Origin of the sequence: Bacillus arachidis, from assembly GCF_030285945.1 — a bacterium.
GTDB lineage: Bacteria > Bacillota > Bacilli > Bacillales > Bacillaceae_G > Bacillus_A > Bacillus_A arachidis.
This window is the reverse complement of the sequence record NZ_CP127376.1, coordinates 1,581,852-1,599,820: the sequence shown is the minus strand read 5'-3', so window position 1 is coordinate 1,599,820 and position 17,969 is coordinate 1,581,852. Positions and strand designations below refer to the sequence as shown.

The following is a 17,969-nucleotide window of genomic DNA, read 5'->3' as shown; positions in this document are numbered from 1 at the left end:
TTTGACATGCTCCTCACCTCCCTTTTCATTTTTTAGTTAGTACTTATAATCACAGCTTGTTTATAAAAAGACCTCTACTCATAAGCGAGTAAAGGTCATTACATACATAAATAAGCGATTCCTAATCAACATAGAAATCCGCGAACCTCTCCCTCGCCGAGTTTTAGCACTGTATAGCATAGGTACGTTACCAGCTACGTTAAGAAAAACCTTAATTCGATCATTCCTGTTGACCCATTGGCGTCTCTCGACATTTTTGGGCAGTAGCATTTCTCTATACAGGAGCCTCACCTAACAGAGACTTATTTTTATTACATAGAAAATGTTACTCCTATTTAAAATAGATGTCAACACTTTGAATTCAAACTTTTTCCTTATTACGACAAGTATTTCCTAGAAAATGATTCAGGACAGAAATACACTTATTCTAATACTAATTGTTTAAGGTTTTTCAATATGTTAAACACCCAGCAATCACGATTCCGATAGAAATTGATAAAAACATAAGGAAAAGTCCAACAGCCTGGTTATCTTCTTCGATGCTTTGGTTGATATTAAAACGCGGTGTAAGCCATTCAGCTAAATAAAACACAATAATTTGCGCTAATACTCCAATCGCTCCCCATAAAACCATATCCATTAATGAAACAGAATGAGCAGCCGTAGAATACAAAACAATTGCAAGCCCAAGAAGTCTTCCTCCAAGTGCATAGCTTGCTGCTTTATTCCCTTTAGCCATTAATGAAAATTCCTTCACTTTTGTTGTCACTTCCATAAGAAAAAGACCAATACATAAAAGACCGATTGTAACTGCTAAATAAAGTAAGAAATTTATCATTTCTAATCCTCCTTTTTAATTCCTACAGGTAAATAATATGATTCATTCCCCGTAATTTTTTCACCAGCACGTATACCAATACTACTTGGCTTCCCAGCAATTAAAAATGATCCAAACACATACGACAGCTCCTCGATCCCCTTTTCAGTCTCAAGAGAAACAACTGGAAGCTTTAAATATTTTTGAAATATAGGAAGCTCTTTTTTATACGTTTGATATGAATTTTGATTAACAATATTAGTGTCTTTATCACGAATTGTAACCGTGTCGCCTTCTCTACCGAACGAAGGTTTTTGAACAAAAGAACTTTTCCCTAAAAACAGATCTGCTTCTAGGTAAGTAGGAAGCATATATTCTTTAATCCATTGTTGTTCCTCATTTGTATAAAAAGCACCTGCCTCCGCTAATCCCCAAATGATACATTGAACCGATTTCGGCTGCAGTAGAAAAGATGAAATCGGATTTATAATAAAAAGCTTTCCTTCCTTTACAAGCTGCAGTAATTCGATCCCTACAAGATCTCCAGTGTTAGGATCTTGGTCCTCAACTAAGTGTTCAATAGGATATGTCTGGCGATACAAAACATCAATTGGTACACCATCTCCGTCAAGTAAAGCATCTTCAGTAATTCTGAGTTCTGACATTGACACCACTTTGTTGCTAACCTGACATAGCTGACTCAAATACCGAGTTGTATTCCAATCTTCTATATGTTCATGATGGGCTGTAAAGACAACGTTTGGTCTTTCTATCCCTTTAACCGCTTCCATCACAGCTTTTGTGATACCAGAAGAGAGAAGACGTTCCTGTTTGTTGTTTGGGTCATGATACTCTAATTCTTTGCAGACCTCCCCATTCATTTGAAAGCATTCCAGAATAAAAGTCGGAGTATCGCTATTAAACTCAAGCATTTTGATACCAGTATCTGTCATCGCAAAATCAAACCGTGAAATAATAGATTCAGGAAATAGAGATTTCATTCTAATAAAAGGCAGACTGGAAGAAGGAAAACCAAGTTCAAGAAGCTGAGCGTCAGACAAGGTCCGAAGCAGCCTAGCAGTCTTAAAAAATACTTTTCCCATTCGTTCCGTTGCTAATTGCAAATTTTGGATTGTTTGTTCTGTTATTTCAAAAACATGAAAAAGACTATATTCACTCCCGTATAAGTCGGACCAAAAGTGAGAGAACCTTGAATAAAACTCACTTCGTTTCTTTATGTAAAGCGACATAATTTAACCTCCGGATCCGCCCTTTGAACCGCTTCCAATTCCCCCTTTAAAATTGGACGAAGCTTGATAGGACTTAAATTCAGCAGAATTTTTGAAAGTTGATTTATTTTGATAATATCTACCACCGTAATAATAACCCCCATGATGACTTGAATGGCTGTCATCGCATCGCCACACGCCAAGTTCATCATCCCAATCCCAATCTGCACAACTCTTATCTTTTGGTTTTGAAGGGAGATCTTTTGTACAGCCAGATAAAGTACCAGCCATTAAAGATGTAAGAACACCCGTTACTAACCATTTGGTTTTTGTCACTTTCCAACGCCCCTTTATATATTATATTTTTATTATAAAAGAATTCATGATAAAGTAGAAGAAAAAGAAAGAGGGGTTACAAGTGCGGTTAGAATATCGACTCAATGATGAAGCGAAACAATATCCTGCCCTATGGAACTATGCCGATATTTCTGTGTCTGAAGCTGTCGCAAGGATGACCTGTGAGTACTTTGTTAAAGAAGGAGATACATACGTCGTAACAGCGACCTCGATGGATCCCGATGGAACAGCAGTATTATATGTGCAAAAAGAAACGTTTTTCAACGACCCTTCAGAACCCACATATTCCCATATAGGTTTTGAGATTAGAGAACTACTAAGAGAAAATTCGATTTTAATAGAAAGTAAAGATGTATGGAACCATGACGAGATTGTAACGTATCTCCATTCAGATATTTTGTACATTCAAAAAGACGGAATATTTATGGAATTCACCCTAGACTCCAGAGAGATTGATGAAGATCGAAAATGTTATGTTTATTATGGAAATTTCACAGGTGAACACAGATAAAGTGAAACTTTAATTCGTAGGGCCACTGATTATCAGCCCCCACGAATCAGGCTGTTACGGACAGTTAATGCGGGGGAACAATCAAATGAATTCCCACCATTTGGAGTCTATTTGATTTCTACTATTTTTATGCTTTCCACACAATGAAATTGCAATCATTTCTAACATACCGAAAAAGGGCTCCTACAACAAAAAAACCTTACGTATAAAACGTAAGGTTTTTTATATAGCCCCACACATGCCGTTCTCTCTAGATGTCCATAAACCTGCTCTCACAGGTGGATGTTCTCATAAATGCTTTCAGCTTCCTTCTTAAAAAGATGGCATGCTGTTTACATTTAGATATTGAACTTCCGTATTATACTCATTGGTTTAAGACATACATAAGCTACGTACACCGTAGGAATTTTAGTTAATGTTAGTTGAAATAAGACCCCCGCACGTGCCGTCACTCGTAAATGTCCAAAAACCCGCTACTCGCAGGTGGATGCCCTCACAGCTACCTTACATCTTCCTCCACAAGGAAGGCTTGATGATGGTCACTAAATATTGAGCTTCCGTATAACTAACATCGGTTTTAGACATAAATAAGTTACGTACACCGCAGGATGTTTTATTTACTTGTCGCTATCTTATCACATTGCATGCAATGTGTAAAATGTAATGTTTTGAAGTAATTTCTTACTTGTGACCTTATTTTAATACAAAATATTTTTACATGCAAGAGGTTACTGTCCTTCTTTTACAATTTGGTTTTCTGGATAAGAAATCCAATCACTCCAGCTTCCAGCATATAACTTCACATTACGAAAACCAGCTGTTTGTAACGCTAATATATTCGGACATGCTGTTACACCAGATCCACAATAGACAATTGTTTCTTTCTCTTTATTAAGATGATGGAACCGTTCTTCTTGCTCATTTTTATTTTTGAACTGACCTTCCGCCGTGATTCCATCTTTCCAAAAATAATTTTCTGCTGTCGGAATGTGACCAGCTTTAGGATCAACAAGTTCTTCGACACCAGCATAACGTCTTGGCTCTCTCGAATCAATTAACGTAACATCTGCATTTGTACGAATTTTTTCTTTCACATCTTCCATCGTTACCAGCATGTTATCTTGTACATTCGGTATGAATTTTTTCCGTTCAATAGTTGGAGCTTCTGCTGTTGTAGATAAATTTTGTTCTTTCCAAGCAGGAAAACCACCATTTAACAAATATGTTTTTTGATGCCCTACATATGTTAATAGCCACCATAAACGCGAAGCCATTGCACCTGCTTGACTGTCATATGCAACTACTGTCGTATGTTCATCAATACCAGCTTGAGAAAGCTTTTCAGCAAAATCCTGGATATCTGGAAGTGGATGACGACCGCCATGCTCCGTAATAGAACTGGATAAATCAAGATTCAAATCAAAATATAGCGCATGAGGAATATGTTCTTTTTCATACTGTTCTCTTCCCCAATTTGGATTAGCCAAGTCAAAACGACAATCGACTATGCGGACATGTTCATCTTCTATATGATCACGTAACCATTCGACTGTAACAATCATACTTAACGACCTTCTTTCTCTTGCAGGCGACCTACATACTCCATAACCATATCTTCTGTTACAATTTTACGTTGTGGTGCAACACCTCGTTTAGCAAGGTTATTAATTTGTTTCGTTACCATATTAATCGCATCTACTGAGAAATGTTTTCCATTTGATGCGAGTGCTACTGCCGCTTCAATTGCTGCTTCACGCTGTGCTTCTAGCTGTAAAAATGTTGTCACAATTTCATTTTGTTTACGAGAATGTGCTGTAATTGCTTTATGTACTTCCATCTTCTCTTCCCCCTAAATAATTTATATTTTCTTGCCAAATAACTTCATAAAAAAATGATTAGAGTTCCATTGTAAGCCGAATCATATCTCGGCATACAATTCCATTTTCAATAATCTCTTCTTCATAATGCTTCGAAAAGTAATCAAAATCAATAGAAAAAATACGAAAACCACATTTTTGATAGAAAGCAAGCTGTGAAATACTAGAATTCCCTGTCCCTACTTCAAGATTATGCATGTGTTTTTCTTTGGCAGTTATAATTGCGTGCTGTAATAATTGTTTTCCAATCCCTTTTCCTTGTACTTCTTCAGAAACAGCGATATTCATAATTTCCATTGTTTGTGGTCTTGTCTCAAGCAATACATATACACCTATAACCTTTCCTGCCACTTTCGCAACATGGATAAGGCCGCGCTGCAAATATGCATGAATTTGCACATCACTTGGATCGGCGAGCAATAGCAATGATTTCGGTGCTATCTCTTTAGATATGTGCTCTATTACAATCTCCATAAAATTTCCCCTTTCCCTCTTGTTCTAAACCCTCCTTGTCTACCATAAGTAATACAAAGGAGGGATTCACCATGGACAACAATGAGAAAAAGTGCAACGTCATCTCGATTGATGGAAAGAAAAAGAAAAACGGAACATATTCCCACCCAAAATTAGTTGTAGATGGAAAAACATATGAGTTTTCTTCGTTCGTCTTATGCGGTGAAACACCAGATGGCAGACGCTTGGTTCTTACCCATATGATTTCTACAGATGAATTTGCAGGATTCGTAAAATCATTGGATGCTGTACTGCAAAAGAAAATTGAACGAATCTTTTTTTCATAGAGCTTTTCAAATATGAATTTCCTTTTCGATTGCTGTTAACTGTTTCCGCAATTGTTCCTTACTTTGTTCATATAGCGCTACATCGATTGTTTCCGCTAAAGCAAATAATACACTTGCATAATACTGCTTAACATCTTCCTGCATGACTTTTTTGAATGCATCCCATTTCAATTCCCATTCTTGTTTATAGTGCTGGATAAATATCTCTTCTTCATCAGCTACATATTGAGATACGACGGGCTCAAGTGATTCCTTTGTATCTTCCTGCATTGCTGCTTTATCATTTTTTTCAAAGAAGCTTTTCTCATTTTTGAAATGAGATAATGCCTTTTTAAAATGTTTTATTTCTATAGTAGGAAACGGCTCTTTATGCGTAATAATTTGGTATTCGTAATCTGCTGTCCCATTCATAGAAATAGATTCATTTTCCAACTTACATTTCACCGCGATTTCATTCCTTGCACGTTGCATCGCTTCATCGATCCATTTTTCAAGACGTAGTGATGTTGCTCGCATTTCCTGTAATAAATCATGCTGAATAAAGGCTACAAGTTCCATGAGACATTCTTGCAGTTTCATTTTCACATTTCCATCTGTTCGAAGGGATGCTGGGTTAATAAATTCAGTAAATACATCGTTATAACGTAAAAATAGACGTTGCTCCACATAATATAACAGTTCTTTCACTTCATTTTGCATTGCTTGCTCTTCTGCAAGTACACTATACGATGAAATAATATGAAGTAGCTGCTCACGTTCTGCTTCATATTTTTTTATTTGTTTTTCTTTTTCATCATTTCCTTGCTTTGCTCCTTGTATCATATTTGCCAGAAGCTGATCTGCGCTTTGCAATGCGTTATATAAAGAATGGACAGATACAAGCATTAAATCCTTCATCATAAAGGATGTGAATGATTCTTCAAACTTTGCAATCCCCGAATTTTCCAAAATACCATACTTTTCTTTTGCAATACTCTTTCCTTGTTTCTCCTCAAGTGCACATAAGCTTGAAATTGCAAAGAGACGTGGATTGCGAATACCATACTGTAGGAGTTGATCTGCAATATATCCTTTCACCATTTCCAACTCATCTTGAGATTGCGCTAAGTCTGCCGCATTAATTAAGAAGAACATTTTATCAAGCGCAAATGTATCTTTCACGCGGCCAAGCTGAATTAAAAATTCACGATCCGCCCTTGAAAAGACATGATTGTAATACGTTACAAATAAAATCGCATCAGCATTTTTAATATATTGGAATGCAACATCCGTATGGCGAGCATTAATAGAATCTGCTCCTGGTGTATCAACAAGAGCGACTCCTTGTCTCGTTAAAGCACAATCATAGTACAATTCCATATATTCAACAAAACATGATTTCTCTTCATTCGCTACATAATTAGAGAATTCTTCTAACGTAACTTGTACTTGTTTCCCCAAGTTATTAGAAACTGCCTGATATCCCCTCTGCACCGCACGTAAAAAACTAAACGTTGTTTTTTGTTTTCCACTTGGTGATGGATATTTCAAAATCATATCTATTTGTGATAACGCTTCTTCAAATGTCTCAATTTCATAATGAAACAATTTATAAACAGCTTTCATATCTTCTAATAACGCTTGCTCTGATTTAAATTGAACAACTACTGTACCGTGAGGCTTTTCTTCTGTAATCGGTAAAATTTGATTAATCGTCGCCGTTGTCGGATTTGGAGACACTGGGAGTACATTTTCACCAAGCAATGCATTTGCAAATGATGATTTACCTGCACTAAACGCTCCAAATAGCGCTACTGTAAATTGTTTCGTTTCAACACGTTTTCTTTTCCCAACAACTTCTTGATGCAAGTGTTGCAGTGCCTGCAGAGGTTCTAATATCGTTTCCGCACCTTTTACTTGTTCTAATATACGTTGAATATTTAATGTTGCTGTTGTTTTGATATTTTCTTCATGATAAGAAATGCTCTCGTCTTGTATCTCTTGTTCTTGTAATCTAAACTTCTCATTTACAACCTGTTTCTTACCTTGTAATACTTCTTCTATTTGCAATCCATCTGGTACAGATACATGACCTGCCCAAATGCCTTGTAAGTAATTCTCGTATTCATCATACGCTTTAATGTATTGTAATTTTGTTTCTTTTGCTGTCTGTAACATAGTATATTGCTCAATTTCTTGTTCAATATGAGCAATCTCATTCTTCATCTTTTGCTGTAAAACGCTCGTACTTTTTTCGAAAACTTGCTGTGCTTTCAGAAAGTATCTTTTCTTTAACTCATTCGCAACATCAGCTGTATAAAGAAGTAAGTAATCTCCTGTAAATCCTGCACCTTGTTTAATGGTTTCTGCTAATAATTCAGGGTCAAAAGAAATTTGCAGTGCATATATCTCTTTTCCGACTTCTTCTGTAAACATCTCTTCATCTTTTAAGAAAGCTACAATAAATTCTTTCACATGAAAATCAATCTGTGTCTCAACGGTCTTCCCTAGTGCTGAATAAAATGCATCTAGACGCCTTTGTTTCTCTTGCTCTGTTTTTCCTTTTGCAAATAGCAAACCAACTTTAAATTTTGTTAGTTTCGTTTCTAAATATTGATTTGCTAGCTCTCTCATTTCAAACGGCATTAAGTAAGCGTTATCTAATATCGCTTGCAAACCTTTAATAAATTCATTTTTCACGTCCGATTCTTTACCAGCCACGCGTCGTTTATTTTCAATAAGCTCTTCTTTCTTTTCCGTCACATCTTCGAGCGGCAGAGGTGATGCTAATTCTTTTTGATAGGGCATTAATTGTTTTTCATTTTCTGAAAGAACGAATGAAAAATGCTCTTGTAATAAGTATTCTGTTTCCCTTTCCATACCATTTTTCACATACTGCTCACGCTCTTTCATAATAGAAGAAAGCAATCCCTCTAATCGTTGTATTTCATTATGCGAATGGTTCATCATTCGTAAAGAAGTATAAAAAATGCCGTCTACTTCAATATCCCAGTTAGAAAAAGATTGGCTCACACTTTTCGTATAACTCTCAAATGATAACTCTCTTTCTTTATGCTTATCGATTTGGTTGATAACAAGATAAACCGTTTTATTACGCTGCTTCAATTCTTTCACAAATTGCAAGTTCACTTCAGACTGCACATGATTATAGTCCATCATGTAAAAAATAACATCTGCAAGATGGAGCGTTGATTCTGTTGCTAATTGATGTGCATCATCTGTCGAATCAATTCCAGGTGTATCAACAAGCATAACGCCATCAGGAATCGGTGCATCATTTCGATAAATATGAACACCAATTATTTCATCACCATTTTTACAAAGTTGCTTCAATTCCTCCGCTGAGTATGCACCATCATATTCATAATGCTCTCCAGATTTCACTGTCACAACAACACGGTCCTGTCCCTTTTCAATTTTAACAACATTCGCGCTTGTCGGAATCGGACTTGTTGGCAATAACTGAGCTTTATATAAGTGATTCATCATTGTCGATTTCCCAGCAGAAAAGTGACCACAAAAAGCAATCATAAGTTGCTCTTGTTTATATTTTTGAATTACTTCAAATAACTTCAAGCTATTTTCAATGTCGCCGTGCTTCTGCCATTCTTCATAAAAACAAACAAGTTTTTGTATACTGTTTGTCTGTACTATGTTTGTCATCCCCTTGTTCCCCTTTATTCCATGATGTATTTACCCTATTATCATACTAAATTTTCAGGATATTCTCATTAAAAATAAAAAATCCCTTTCATTCTTTTTAACAGATGAAAGGGATTCTATGTAAGTTTGTTCATTTTGTTGCTCCGACTTCATTTAACACATATTTTGTAACAATAGCATACACAGCAACTGTTCCTGCAACAAATGCATATACCATATTTAGCACACCAACCTTTTTTTGATAATGATTATCACTTTTGAGTACATTTTATCATTAAAGAGAATCATTATCAATATTATTTTCTAAAAAAGAAGTTCCTTGAAAACAAGGAACTTCTTTACTACCTGTTTTAAAGGAGTGAACAACTTGTTGTGCAACTTTATTATATCTCATTATAAACATCTTAACAGTTCCAAAATTTAGGAACACCTCTATCTCCATTCCTTTACATTTTGTATAATAAAAGAGATTTACCTAAAGGAGGAAAAAAATGGTGCAAAACATTTCACAAAGCGAGAGGATTCATTCGATTGATATTATTAGAGGGGTTGCTGTATTTGGTATTTTTCTTGTTAACTGGCCTGTTATTGCTGGTGTTGACTCTCGTGATATTACAGGCAGTTACGAAGGAATAGACAGTTATGTTCGTTTGTTTTATGACATGTTTATTCAAACGAAATTTTATACTATTTTTTCCTTTTTGTTCGGACTAGGCTTTTTCATTTTTATGCAGCGTGCTGAAGCAAAAACAGCTCATCCAAAAATATTATTCATTCGTCGACTCCTCATTTTATTATTATTCGGCTTCTTACATTACGTCCTTTTATGGGATGGTGATATTTTACATACTTATGCAATCTCAGGATTTTTCTTGTTATTATTTTATAAAAGACAACCACACACCATTTTGGTATGTTCATTCATTCTATTAACTCTTTTCCAACTTTTCATATTAGTAACCAGTGTCATAATTGCGTTTGTGCCAATAGAAGAATTAACATCATCCCTACCAATTATGCCTTTAGAAAACTGGAGGTTACAAGTACAAGATCGCTTTCACGCCTTTTATTCCGAATCAATCTGGTTAAATATTACAATTCTACCAGAAACAGTTGGATTGTTCTTACTCGGCTTATATGCTGGCAAAAAAGACATGTTCCGCCGAACAAAAGAATTAGATTCAAAGCTAAAAAAATGGCAAATGATTATGTTTATCTTAACACTTCCAATGTGGTTCTTTATGATCCGTTACTTTGTAACAAAACAACCTTATGAACCAATCTACATGAGTGGTTTTACGATGTTTAGTGGTAAAACTTTATTTATATTCTACATTTTCACACTGATGCGTTTATTACAGAAGGAAAGATGGCAAAAGTTATTACGACCATTTCAATTTGTAGGACGTATGGCTCTAACGAATTACATTTCGCATACAATTATCACACTCGTTGTATTTGGTCTAGTTTTCAAAAATTCCTTACCGGTTCCATTATGGATAGGTCCACTGTTTTGTATCGGTTTTTATACAATACAAATCTTTATTAGTCGCTGGTGGCTCTCTCATTATCAGTACGGTCCACTTGAATATATTTGGCGCCTAGGTACGTATGGGAAATTGATGCCACTAAAAAAGAAAAGCAAGGTTTCTCAATGAGAACCTTGCTTTTTACTTATGCCTCTCTTACAGCACTTTGCATGGGAACTTGCTCTTCTTTTGTTTTCGCTTTGCGCTGCGGAACCATATTAAATACAATATTTAAAAGTACAGCTGACGCACTTCCAAGTACAATTCCGTTATCTGTTAAAATACGAACGCTTTCTGGAAGCTGAGAGAATAACGTTGGAACGACTGTTACCCCAAGTCCAATACCAACAGAGCATGCTACAATTAATAAATTTTCTTGTTTTGCAAAATCTACACTGCTTAGCATTTTAATACCGTATGCCATAACCATACCAAACATCGCTAGCATAGCACCACCAAGCACTGGCTTCGGAATAATTGTTGTAATCGCTGCAATCTTAGGAATAAAACCAAGAACGATTAGCATACCACCGCATGTATAAATGATAACGCGATTACGTACCCCTGTTAATTGGACAAGACCTACGTTTTGAGAATAAGTCGTATATGGAAATGCATTAAAAATACCACCTAGGACCATCGCTAACCCTTCAGCACGGTAACCTTTAGTTAAATCTTTTTCACCGATCTTTTTATTACAAATATCCGATAAGGCAAAATACACACCAGTTGCTTCCACAATCCCAACGCAAGCAACAAGAATCATCGTAATAACCGGCGTTAATTCAAATGTTGGTGTGCCAAAGTAAAACGGCTGAATACCGTGAAACCAGTCTGCTTCGCCAACAGCTTGGAAGCCCACCTTTCCCATAAATGCTGCAATAATTGTACCAAATAAAAGCCCTAATAATATCGAAATAGAACGGATAAAACCATCAAAAAAGCGGTACATGAGTATAATAAATAGTAATACACCAAATGCTAATGCTAAATTTTCAAGACTACCAAAATCTTTACTTCCAACTCCCCCGGCCATGTCATTAATAGCTGCTGGAACTAATGTAACTCCAATCACTGTAACGACAGAACCCGTTACAACAGGCGGGAACAGTTTCACAAGCTTTCCAAATAGCTTTGCAAAAACAACAACAAATAATCCCGCTGCAATAATTGCTCCATATATAGAAGAAACTCCGTATTGTTTACCGATAGCGATCATCGGTCCCACCGCTGTAAATGTACAACCGAGTACAACAGGAAGGCCAATTCCAAAAAAACGATTCGATAAAGCTTGTAAAATCGTTGCGACACCACACATTAATAAATCGATGGATACTAAGTATGTTAATTCTTGTTGATTTAAGCCAAGTCCCCCGCCGACAATAAGCGGAACAATTATTGCTCCTGCATACATCGCAAGCATATGCTGAATGCCAAGGGATGCGATTTTAAATGGGTGTTGCTTCATGACTATTTCACCTCCGCAGTCTCATGCTGAACAAATGTAACAGTACCGTTATCAAGTGATGCAATTTCTGCAAGTGATTCTACACGAACACCGCTCTCACGTAGTTTCTTTCCTCCATCTTGAAATGCTTTTTCAATTACAATTCCAATTCCAGCAATACTTGCACCAGCCTGTTCAATTAAACTCATTAAGCCTAAGGCTGCCTGACCGTTTGCTAAAAAGTCATCAATGATTAATACACGATCACTTTCATTGATATGATTTCTAGATAATGAAATCTCATTCGTTTCTTGTTTTGTAAATGAGTATACTTTCGCAACATACATATTATCTTGTAACGTTAACGATTTACGCTTTCTTGCAAAGATTAATTTTACACCAAGCTCTAAAGCTGCCATAACTGCCGGCGCAATTCCTGAAGATTCAATCGTCACGATTTTTGTAATGTTCTCTTCTTTAAAACGCTGCGCAAACTCTTTTCCAATTTCTTGCATAAGTACTGGATCAATTTGATGATTTAAAAATGCATCTACTTTTAATACATCACCAGATAAAACCGTTCCTTCATTTAAAATCTTTTCTTGTAATACTTTCATGTTTGTTCCCCCTCTTATGCAATAAAAAAACTCTAAAAGCCGCTACCACCCGTTACAAGTGAGAGACGCGCTTTTAGAGCTTCGCAAAAAAGAATGCTATACCAGCAATATATTCGTCCTCACTCATAGTCGAAGTATTTACGGTACTTCGGTAGAAACTTGCAGGCCATATCCCCGCGATTATATGAGTGTAGCTAACCTATTTATTTTATAGAAGGATTATAACGCACTTTTTTTATTTTGAAAAGCATTTCCAGGAAAAAACACGTACAAATTTGATAGAAATATCTTTTTCGTTCGAGTTTTGAAACCTCTTACATCTTGTATTTTTCTACTATGGGCTCATAAAATAACTAGCCCATCTTATGTAATTGCTATTATTCCCCCTCTATCCATACACTTTATACTCCCCTTGATATAAATTTTCCAAGTTCAATCCTACACCCCCTTCTCAACCATTTCAAAAGAGCCTTCATTTCACATTTTTTTCACAAATTAATATCCCAAAATATATAAGAATTCGCGGCTTTATAAGTTCTCATCATAGACATAGTTTTTATTGTATTAATGAACACTTTTTGAAAGCATATTCGGACGTGATGAAATTGTCTAAATTTTTTGTATTATGAAATTGTAAGATTTCATTTATCCAAGGAGGGGTATCATGGGTGAGCATAAACTGCATCAGCAACAATCCGAAAGTAATGAAAAAAATTCATTAAAAGGTACATTAATCTCTGTTTTTTTTGTTGGATTTTTCATTATTTTCACTTGGTTTAGCGTCTATCAAATTTTTGTCAATCGTTTATAACACATTGTTTTTTAAAGGAGAGATGGGGATATGCACTTACATAAATACGAAAAAATTTGGCTCATTTTCGGTGTCGGCTCACTGTTCGTATTTTTGGCTATTTTAGGAATTAGTGCTTTTTATATGGGAAACAAACCACCGAGTTGTTTAACTACAATTGACCCAGAAAAAGTTCATGCAACCGCACCATTTGATCAACCCGGTGTGAAACAAGTTGGAAAAAATCATTATCAAGTTACGATTGTCTCACAAGCTTTTTCTTTTACACCTAATACAATTAAAGTACCAAAAGGTGCAAAAGTAGATTTTGTTGTTGCGACAAAAGATGTTGTACATGGGTTTGAAATCGCAGGTACAAACGTCAATATGATGATTGAGCCTGGTTATGTAAGCACAGCTTCACAAGTATTTCAAAAAGCTGGAGAGTATTTAATTGTTTGTAATGAGTATTGTGGTACTGGCCATCATATGATGAGCGCAAAAGTGGAGGTGACAGAAAAATGATTGCACTGCAAGATAAAATAAGTAAACGAGATGCAAAATTAGCTATGGCTCATATACATGTAGCATTTATTGCTCTTTTTCTAGGTGGATTATGTGGCTTACTGCAAGTTCTCGTTCGTTCAGGTAAATTCAATTTACCTGCTGGGATTGGCTACTATCAAATATTAACAACACATGGCGTTTTACTCGGACTTGTATTAACAACGTTCTTCATTATTGGCTTCTTATTTGCTTGTATGAGTAAAACAACGGGTGTCCTATCAAAAGGTGTTCGAAAAACAGGCTGGATTGGTTTTTGGCTTATGACAATAGGGACAACAATCACCGCTATTTTTATTCTACTCAATAAAGCTACTGTACTCTATACATTTTATGCTCCATTAAAAGCACACCCTGGATTTTATATCGGACTTACCCTAGTTATTGTTGGAAGTTGGTTCAGCGGCTTTGCAATGTTTGCTCAGTATCGTACATGGAAAAAACACAACAAAGGAAAGATAGGTCCTCTGTTAAGCTTTATGGCTGTTGTGACAATGGCGCTATGGCTTGTTGCAACTCTTGGCGTTGCAGCTGCAGCACTTATTCAATTTATTCCATGGAGCTTAGGTTTGGTTGATAAAATCGATGTTTTGGTCAGCCGAACACTATTTTGGTACTTCGGTCATCCACTCGTTTATTTTTGGCTTCTTCCCGCTTATATGGCTTGGTATGTCATTATACCGAAAATTATTGGTGGTAAAATTTTCAGTGATTCACTAGCTCGGTTGTCATTTATTCTATTTTTACTATTTTCTATGCCTGTAGGATTCCACCATCAATTAACTGAACCAGGTATTGACCCAGAGTGGAAATACTTACAAGTTGTCTTAACATTTATGGTTGTTATTCCATCTTTAATGACGGCCTTCTCTTTATTTGCAACCTTTGAACAGTTCGGCCGTTCTAAAGGGGCTACTGGACTATTTGGATGGCTTCGTATGCTTCCATGGGGAGATGCTAGATTTTTCGCCCCATTCGTCGGTATGCTTATGTTCATACCAGCTGGTGCCGGCGGTCTTGTTAATGCAAGTAACCAACTCAATCAAGTTGTTCATAACACTGTATGGGTAACTGGACATTTCCATTTAACACTAGCAACTTCCGTTGTATTAACGTTCTTTGGAATTGGTTATTGGCTCGTTCCACATTTAACAGGACGCGTCATGACAAAAGAAATGAACCGCCTTGCTATCATCCAAACTTGCGTGTGGGCTATCGGTATGTTCTTTATGTCTGCTGGTATGCACTTTGCTGGACTACTCGGAGCACCTCGTCGCTCTGCATTTTCTACATATGGAAATTCACAACAAGCACTTGAATGGATTCCCTATCAAATTGCGCAAGCAGTCGGAGGAGCGATTTTATTTGTTGGAATTGTAATAGCGATTATTATTTATTTAGATCTTGTCTTCTTTGCACCAAAAGGTCGAACAGAGTTCCCAATCGGTGAAGTAGCGGATGCCTCTGAACGGACACCGATGGTTTTTGACAACTGGAAACTATGGATTGGTATTACAGCTTTGTTAATCTTATTTGCCTATACGATTCCTTTTATCGATATGATTCAAAATGCTCCGCCTGGTTCGAAAGGCTTTAAATTATGGTAAGTGAAAAGCAGAGGGAAATACCCTCTGCTTTATTTCGAGAATAGCTATTTAATCATGCACCTGCAGGCTTAATAAATATATTCCTTTCTCTGTTTTAAAAATGTATTCTTCTGAGCTACAAGCATAATAACCATTTGGTTCTACTTGAACTAAATAAACCTCATCTGGTTCTTGTTTAAATTCCTCTAATAAAAGTTCTATTAAATATTGTTTTGGTGTAAGGCCATTTAATTCATATCCTTCTGGAAACTTCCCAAACCAATATATTTCACTACTAGGGTATTCCCTCAAAAATGCTTCCTTCCATTTATTTAATTTTATCAACTCAACTTTATATACATCTGGAAACTTTTCGAATAAATTTTTAATATCTTCATCTTTATTTGATGCTAGAATAACAAATTCATAGTAATTCATCACATATTCATCTGAATTAAATTTTGAAAAGTTATTCAAAAATCTATTAATGTCCTCCATACCCCTTCTCCTACTCTTGCTTTTTCATAAAATCGAACAATCTGGCTAGTCTCCTATAATAAAAAATCATATTGTATTCATTTTTTTGATTACCGACCTTGTAGCTTCTGAAGTAAAGCATATTTCTCCATTTTTATTTACAATTACTTTTTCTTGTATACGTTGCTCTAACCAATCCTCTATAAACGCGGGTGCATATCCGCCACAACTGAAGATATACTCTCCCCGTTTGCCAGCACATGCCATAATTTGAGAATAATCTTCAAAATATTTTTCTTTCGAAACTTTTTTAAACTGGCGAGTATATAACCAGAATTGCAAATCATATAGTAGCATTGACTTTTCATCAGCATGAAGTGAAAAGTGCCCTTTCTCTTCAATTATTTCAGTAGAAAGCGTTCTAATTTTTCTTTCAAGTTCCGGTATCTCATCTATATCTGCGGAAATTTCTAATAAATCCGGTGAAAACTTTGCATTCTTCGCCATTTCTAAATATTCTTCCTTGATTTGTTCGCTATCATCATAAACTTCTCCATTTACAAGCCCTCTAATAAAACTCTCAAAGTCTTTTGCTAACCATGTAATTTTATAATCATATTCTTGATCGATATGCACAACACAAGGCTCTCCTTTTGGGCCGCACTCCCTATAATCAAGAAATATCATATCGTGTCCGGCCGAGGGACAATCACAAATAGCTACTCCTATTTCAGGATATCCCCATTCTTCAATCCAAAATTCACTACCAAATTCTCCACCTAATGAAGAACTTTTTTTATATCCAATACCATAAATACCAGTTATAGCAACATGATCCTCTGCCCAACTTGTAGGAATATCTGTAGGAAAACAATCGTTTATCGGAATTCCCCCATTATACTTCTTCATTAACCAAATATAAGATTCAGGTAGCTTATATCCTAATTCATTTTCTAGTTTAGAAATCATTTCATCTGTAGGATATTCAGAAATATATTCATCTCTTGCATATTCGCTGTCATCCCAAAAGTTATTAAAATCGAAATTATCAAAACAACCCACTTTCATCCCCCCTAAATTTCAAAAAAATGTATTTTTTACATACGATAGAATCCATAAAAAAACATATATCACTACTAAACAAATCGTTTCAAAACTATTTTATCTTGATGGACATAAAGTCACATACATCATTTTTAAAAATTCAAAGCGACTTCCATTTGTCTCTTGAATAATAGTTCCAACTGCTTCAAATCCTGCTTTCTTATAAACATTAATTGCCCTTTGATTAAATGTTGCCACTGATAATGTGATATACCGCGGTTTGTATTTCCCCTTACAAAACACTAAGCCAGCCTGTACAAAATCTGCTCCTAACCCATTTCCTGTTATACTCGGTTTCATTCCAAGGCCAATATCTACTGTATGTATATCTATTTTATGAAAACTAAAAAAACCAACAAGCTTATTATTCTCACTAACAGCAAATGTGGTTTCTTCGCGTATGTTAGGGTCTAAAAACTCAGCTAAATCTTCTTGATCTGCTTCCAAGTCATAAAAAGAATATTCCCCTTCATAATGCCAATTGTATGCAATATCCTCTGCCTGATCTTGTGTCATCACTTCAAAAGTATAATTCACTTTTCCCCCTCCTTAAGTAACGCACATATACAGTAAAATGTTAATTCATAAAAAGAAGCTGCAT

At 35.8% G+C, this 17,969-nt stretch carries 18 protein-coding genes, 2 other RNA genes and 2 riboswitches; of the genes, 6 read left to right on the top strand and 14 right to left on the bottom strand.

Annotation, left to right across the window (positions count from 1 at the left end):
* Positions 1 to 142: 142 nt before the first annotated feature.
* Positions 143 to 306, bottom strand: a riboswitch (M-box (ykoK) riboswitch).
* Between the two features lie 145 nt (positions 307 to 451).
* The 3 genes from QRY57_RS09685 to QRY57_RS09675 are packed head-to-tail and all read right to left on the bottom strand — an operon-like array spanning position 452 to position 2,382.
* Positions 452 to 838: a DUF350 domain-containing protein gene (locus tag QRY57_RS09685; RefSeq protein ID WP_026591804.1), complete on the bottom strand. Its 387-nt coding sequence runs from the start codon at positions 836 to 838 to the stop codon at positions 452 to 454.
* A 2-nt stretch (positions 839 to 840) separates the two neighbouring features.
* The gene (locus QRY57_RS09680; protein ID WP_286017283.1) at positions 841 to 2,067 is read right to left on the bottom strand and encodes a glutathionylspermidine synthase family protein; all 1,227 of its coding nucleotides are present in this window, start codon (positions 2,065 to 2,067) and stop codon (positions 841 to 843) included.
* A 3-nt stretch (positions 2,068 to 2,070) separates the two neighbouring features.
* On the bottom strand, positions 2,071 to 2,382 hold the full coding sequence (locus tag QRY57_RS09675; protein ID WP_026591806.1) for a hypothetical protein: 312 nt from the start codon (positions 2,380 to 2,382) through the stop codon (positions 2,071 to 2,073).
* 82 nt (positions 2,383 to 2,464) lie between these two features.
* On the opposite strand from QRY57_RS09675, the gene QRY57_RS09670 reads away from it, so the two are divergent.
* Positions 2,465 to 2,914, top strand: a complete 450-nt coding sequence (locus tag QRY57_RS09670; protein WP_286017282.1) for a hypothetical protein — start codon at positions 2,465 to 2,467, stop codon at positions 2,912 to 2,914.
* A 225-nt stretch (positions 2,915 to 3,139) separates the two neighbouring features.
* Here QRY57_RS09670 and ssrS (QRY57_RS09665) read toward each other — a convergent pair.
* The 5 genes from ssrS (QRY57_RS09665) to QRY57_RS09645 all read right to left on the bottom strand — a co-directional run bounded on the left by ssrS (QRY57_RS09665) (position 3,140) and on the right by QRY57_RS09645 (position 5,265).
* Positions 3,140 to 3,323, bottom strand: a non-coding RNA gene (ssrS, locus tag QRY57_RS09665) — 6S RNA.
* A gap of 21 nt (positions 3,324 to 3,344) precedes the next feature.
* A non-coding RNA gene (gene ssrS / locus QRY57_RS09660) (6S RNA) lies at positions 3,345 to 3,527 on the bottom strand.
* A gap of 115 nt (positions 3,528 to 3,642) precedes the next feature.
* Positions 3,643 to 4,476 carry a sulfurtransferase gene (locus QRY57_RS09655; RefSeq protein WP_286017281.1) on the bottom strand — a complete coding sequence of 278 codons (834 nt, stop codon included), beginning with the start codon at positions 4,474 to 4,476 and terminating at the stop codon, positions 3,643 to 3,645.
* 2 nt (positions 4,477 to 4,478) lie between these two features.
* Positions 4,479 to 4,751 carry a DUF2533 family protein gene (locus QRY57_RS09650; protein ID WP_090692404.1) on the bottom strand — a complete coding sequence of 91 codons (273 nt, stop codon included), beginning with the start codon at positions 4,749 to 4,751 and terminating at the stop codon, positions 4,479 to 4,481.
* A 58-nt stretch (positions 4,752 to 4,809) separates the two neighbouring features.
* A complete protein-coding gene (locus QRY57_RS09645; RefSeq protein WP_026591810.1) occupies positions 4,810 to 5,265 on the bottom strand; it encodes a GNAT family N-acetyltransferase in 456 nt (151 codons plus the stop codon).
* A gap of 71 nt (positions 5,266 to 5,336) precedes the next feature.
* Between QRY57_RS09645 and QRY57_RS09640 the strand changes: the two genes are divergently transcribed.
* Positions 5,337 to 5,591, top strand: coding sequence for a DUF3931 domain-containing protein (locus QRY57_RS09640; RefSeq protein WP_000369734.1), 255 nt, complete (start codon positions 5,337 to 5,339; stop codon positions 5,589 to 5,591).
* Between the two features lie 6 nt (positions 5,592 to 5,597).
* Here the strand turns inward: QRY57_RS09640 and QRY57_RS09635 are convergent, their stop codons facing one another.
* The gene (locus QRY57_RS09635; protein WP_286017280.1) at positions 5,598 to 9,254 is read right to left on the bottom strand and encodes a dynamin family protein; all 3,657 of its coding nucleotides are present in this window, start codon (positions 9,252 to 9,254) and stop codon (positions 5,598 to 5,600) included.
* Positions 9,255 to 9,745: 491 nt separating this feature from the next.
* Between QRY57_RS09635 and QRY57_RS09630 the strand changes: the two genes are divergently transcribed.
* A complete protein-coding gene (locus QRY57_RS09630; RefSeq protein ID WP_286017279.1) occupies positions 9,746 to 10,912 on the top strand; it encodes a DUF418 domain-containing protein in 1,167 nt (388 codons plus the stop codon).
* A 16-nt stretch (positions 10,913 to 10,928) separates the two neighbouring features.
* On the opposite strand, the gene pbuX is transcribed toward QRY57_RS09630, so the two are convergent.
* Positions 10,929 to 12,251 carry a xanthine permease PbuX gene (gene pbuX, locus QRY57_RS09625; protein ID WP_286017278.1) on the bottom strand — a complete coding sequence of 441 codons (1,323 nt, stop codon included), beginning with the start codon at positions 12,249 to 12,251 and terminating at the stop codon, positions 10,929 to 10,931.
* Positions 12,252 to 12,253: 2 nt separating this feature from the next.
* Entirely contained in the window at positions 12,254 to 12,847 is a 594-nt protein-coding gene (locus tag QRY57_RS09620; RefSeq protein ID WP_286017277.1) for a xanthine phosphoribosyltransferase, read from the bottom strand.
* 106 nt (positions 12,848 to 12,953) lie between these two features.
* Positions 12,954 to 13,055: riboswitch (purine riboswitch) on the bottom strand.
* 456 nt (positions 13,056 to 13,511) lie between these two features.
* Here QRY57_RS09620 and QRY57_RS09615 point away from each other — a divergent pair.
* The 3 genes from QRY57_RS09615 to QRY57_RS09605 are packed head-to-tail and all read left to right on the top strand — an operon-like array spanning position 13,512 to position 15,808.
* Positions 13,512 to 13,658: a cytochrome c oxidase subunit 2A gene (locus QRY57_RS09615; RefSeq protein WP_090691183.1), complete on the top strand. Its 147-nt coding sequence runs from the start codon at positions 13,512 to 13,514 to the stop codon at positions 13,656 to 13,658.
* Between the two features lie 30 nt (positions 13,659 to 13,688).
* Complete coding sequence (locus QRY57_RS09610; RefSeq protein WP_026591148.1) at positions 13,689 to 14,162, top strand: cytochrome c oxidase subunit II; 474 nt, start codon at positions 13,689 to 13,691, stop codon at positions 14,160 to 14,162.
* A complete protein-coding gene (locus QRY57_RS09605) occupies positions 14,159 to 15,808 on the top strand; it encodes a b(o/a)3-type cytochrome-c oxidase subunit 1 (protein ID WP_286017276.1) in 1,650 nt (549 codons plus the stop codon). The genes QRY57_RS09610 and QRY57_RS09605 overlap by 4 nt, the downstream gene beginning before the upstream one ends.
* Before the next feature lie 48 nt (positions 15,809 to 15,856).
* Here QRY57_RS09605 and QRY57_RS09600 read toward each other — a convergent pair whose 3' ends face one another.
* From QRY57_RS09600 to QRY57_RS09590, 3 genes are all read right to left on the bottom strand, one after another.
* Entirely contained in the window at positions 15,857 to 16,285 is a 429-nt protein-coding gene (locus QRY57_RS09600; RefSeq protein WP_286017275.1) for a hypothetical protein, read from the bottom strand.
* Positions 16,286 to 16,351: 66 nt separating this feature from the next.
* Positions 16,352 to 17,326 carry an SMI1/KNR4 family protein gene (locus QRY57_RS09595; RefSeq protein ID WP_286017274.1) on the bottom strand — a complete coding sequence of 325 codons (975 nt, stop codon included), beginning with the start codon at positions 17,324 to 17,326 and terminating at the stop codon, positions 16,352 to 16,354.
* A gap of 99 nt (positions 17,327 to 17,425) precedes the next feature.
* Positions 17,426 to 17,905 carry a GNAT family N-acetyltransferase gene (locus QRY57_RS09590; protein ID WP_286017273.1) on the bottom strand — a complete coding sequence of 160 codons (480 nt, stop codon included), beginning with the start codon at positions 17,903 to 17,905 and terminating at the stop codon, positions 17,426 to 17,428.
* Positions 17,906 to 17,969: the final 64 nt, after the last annotated feature.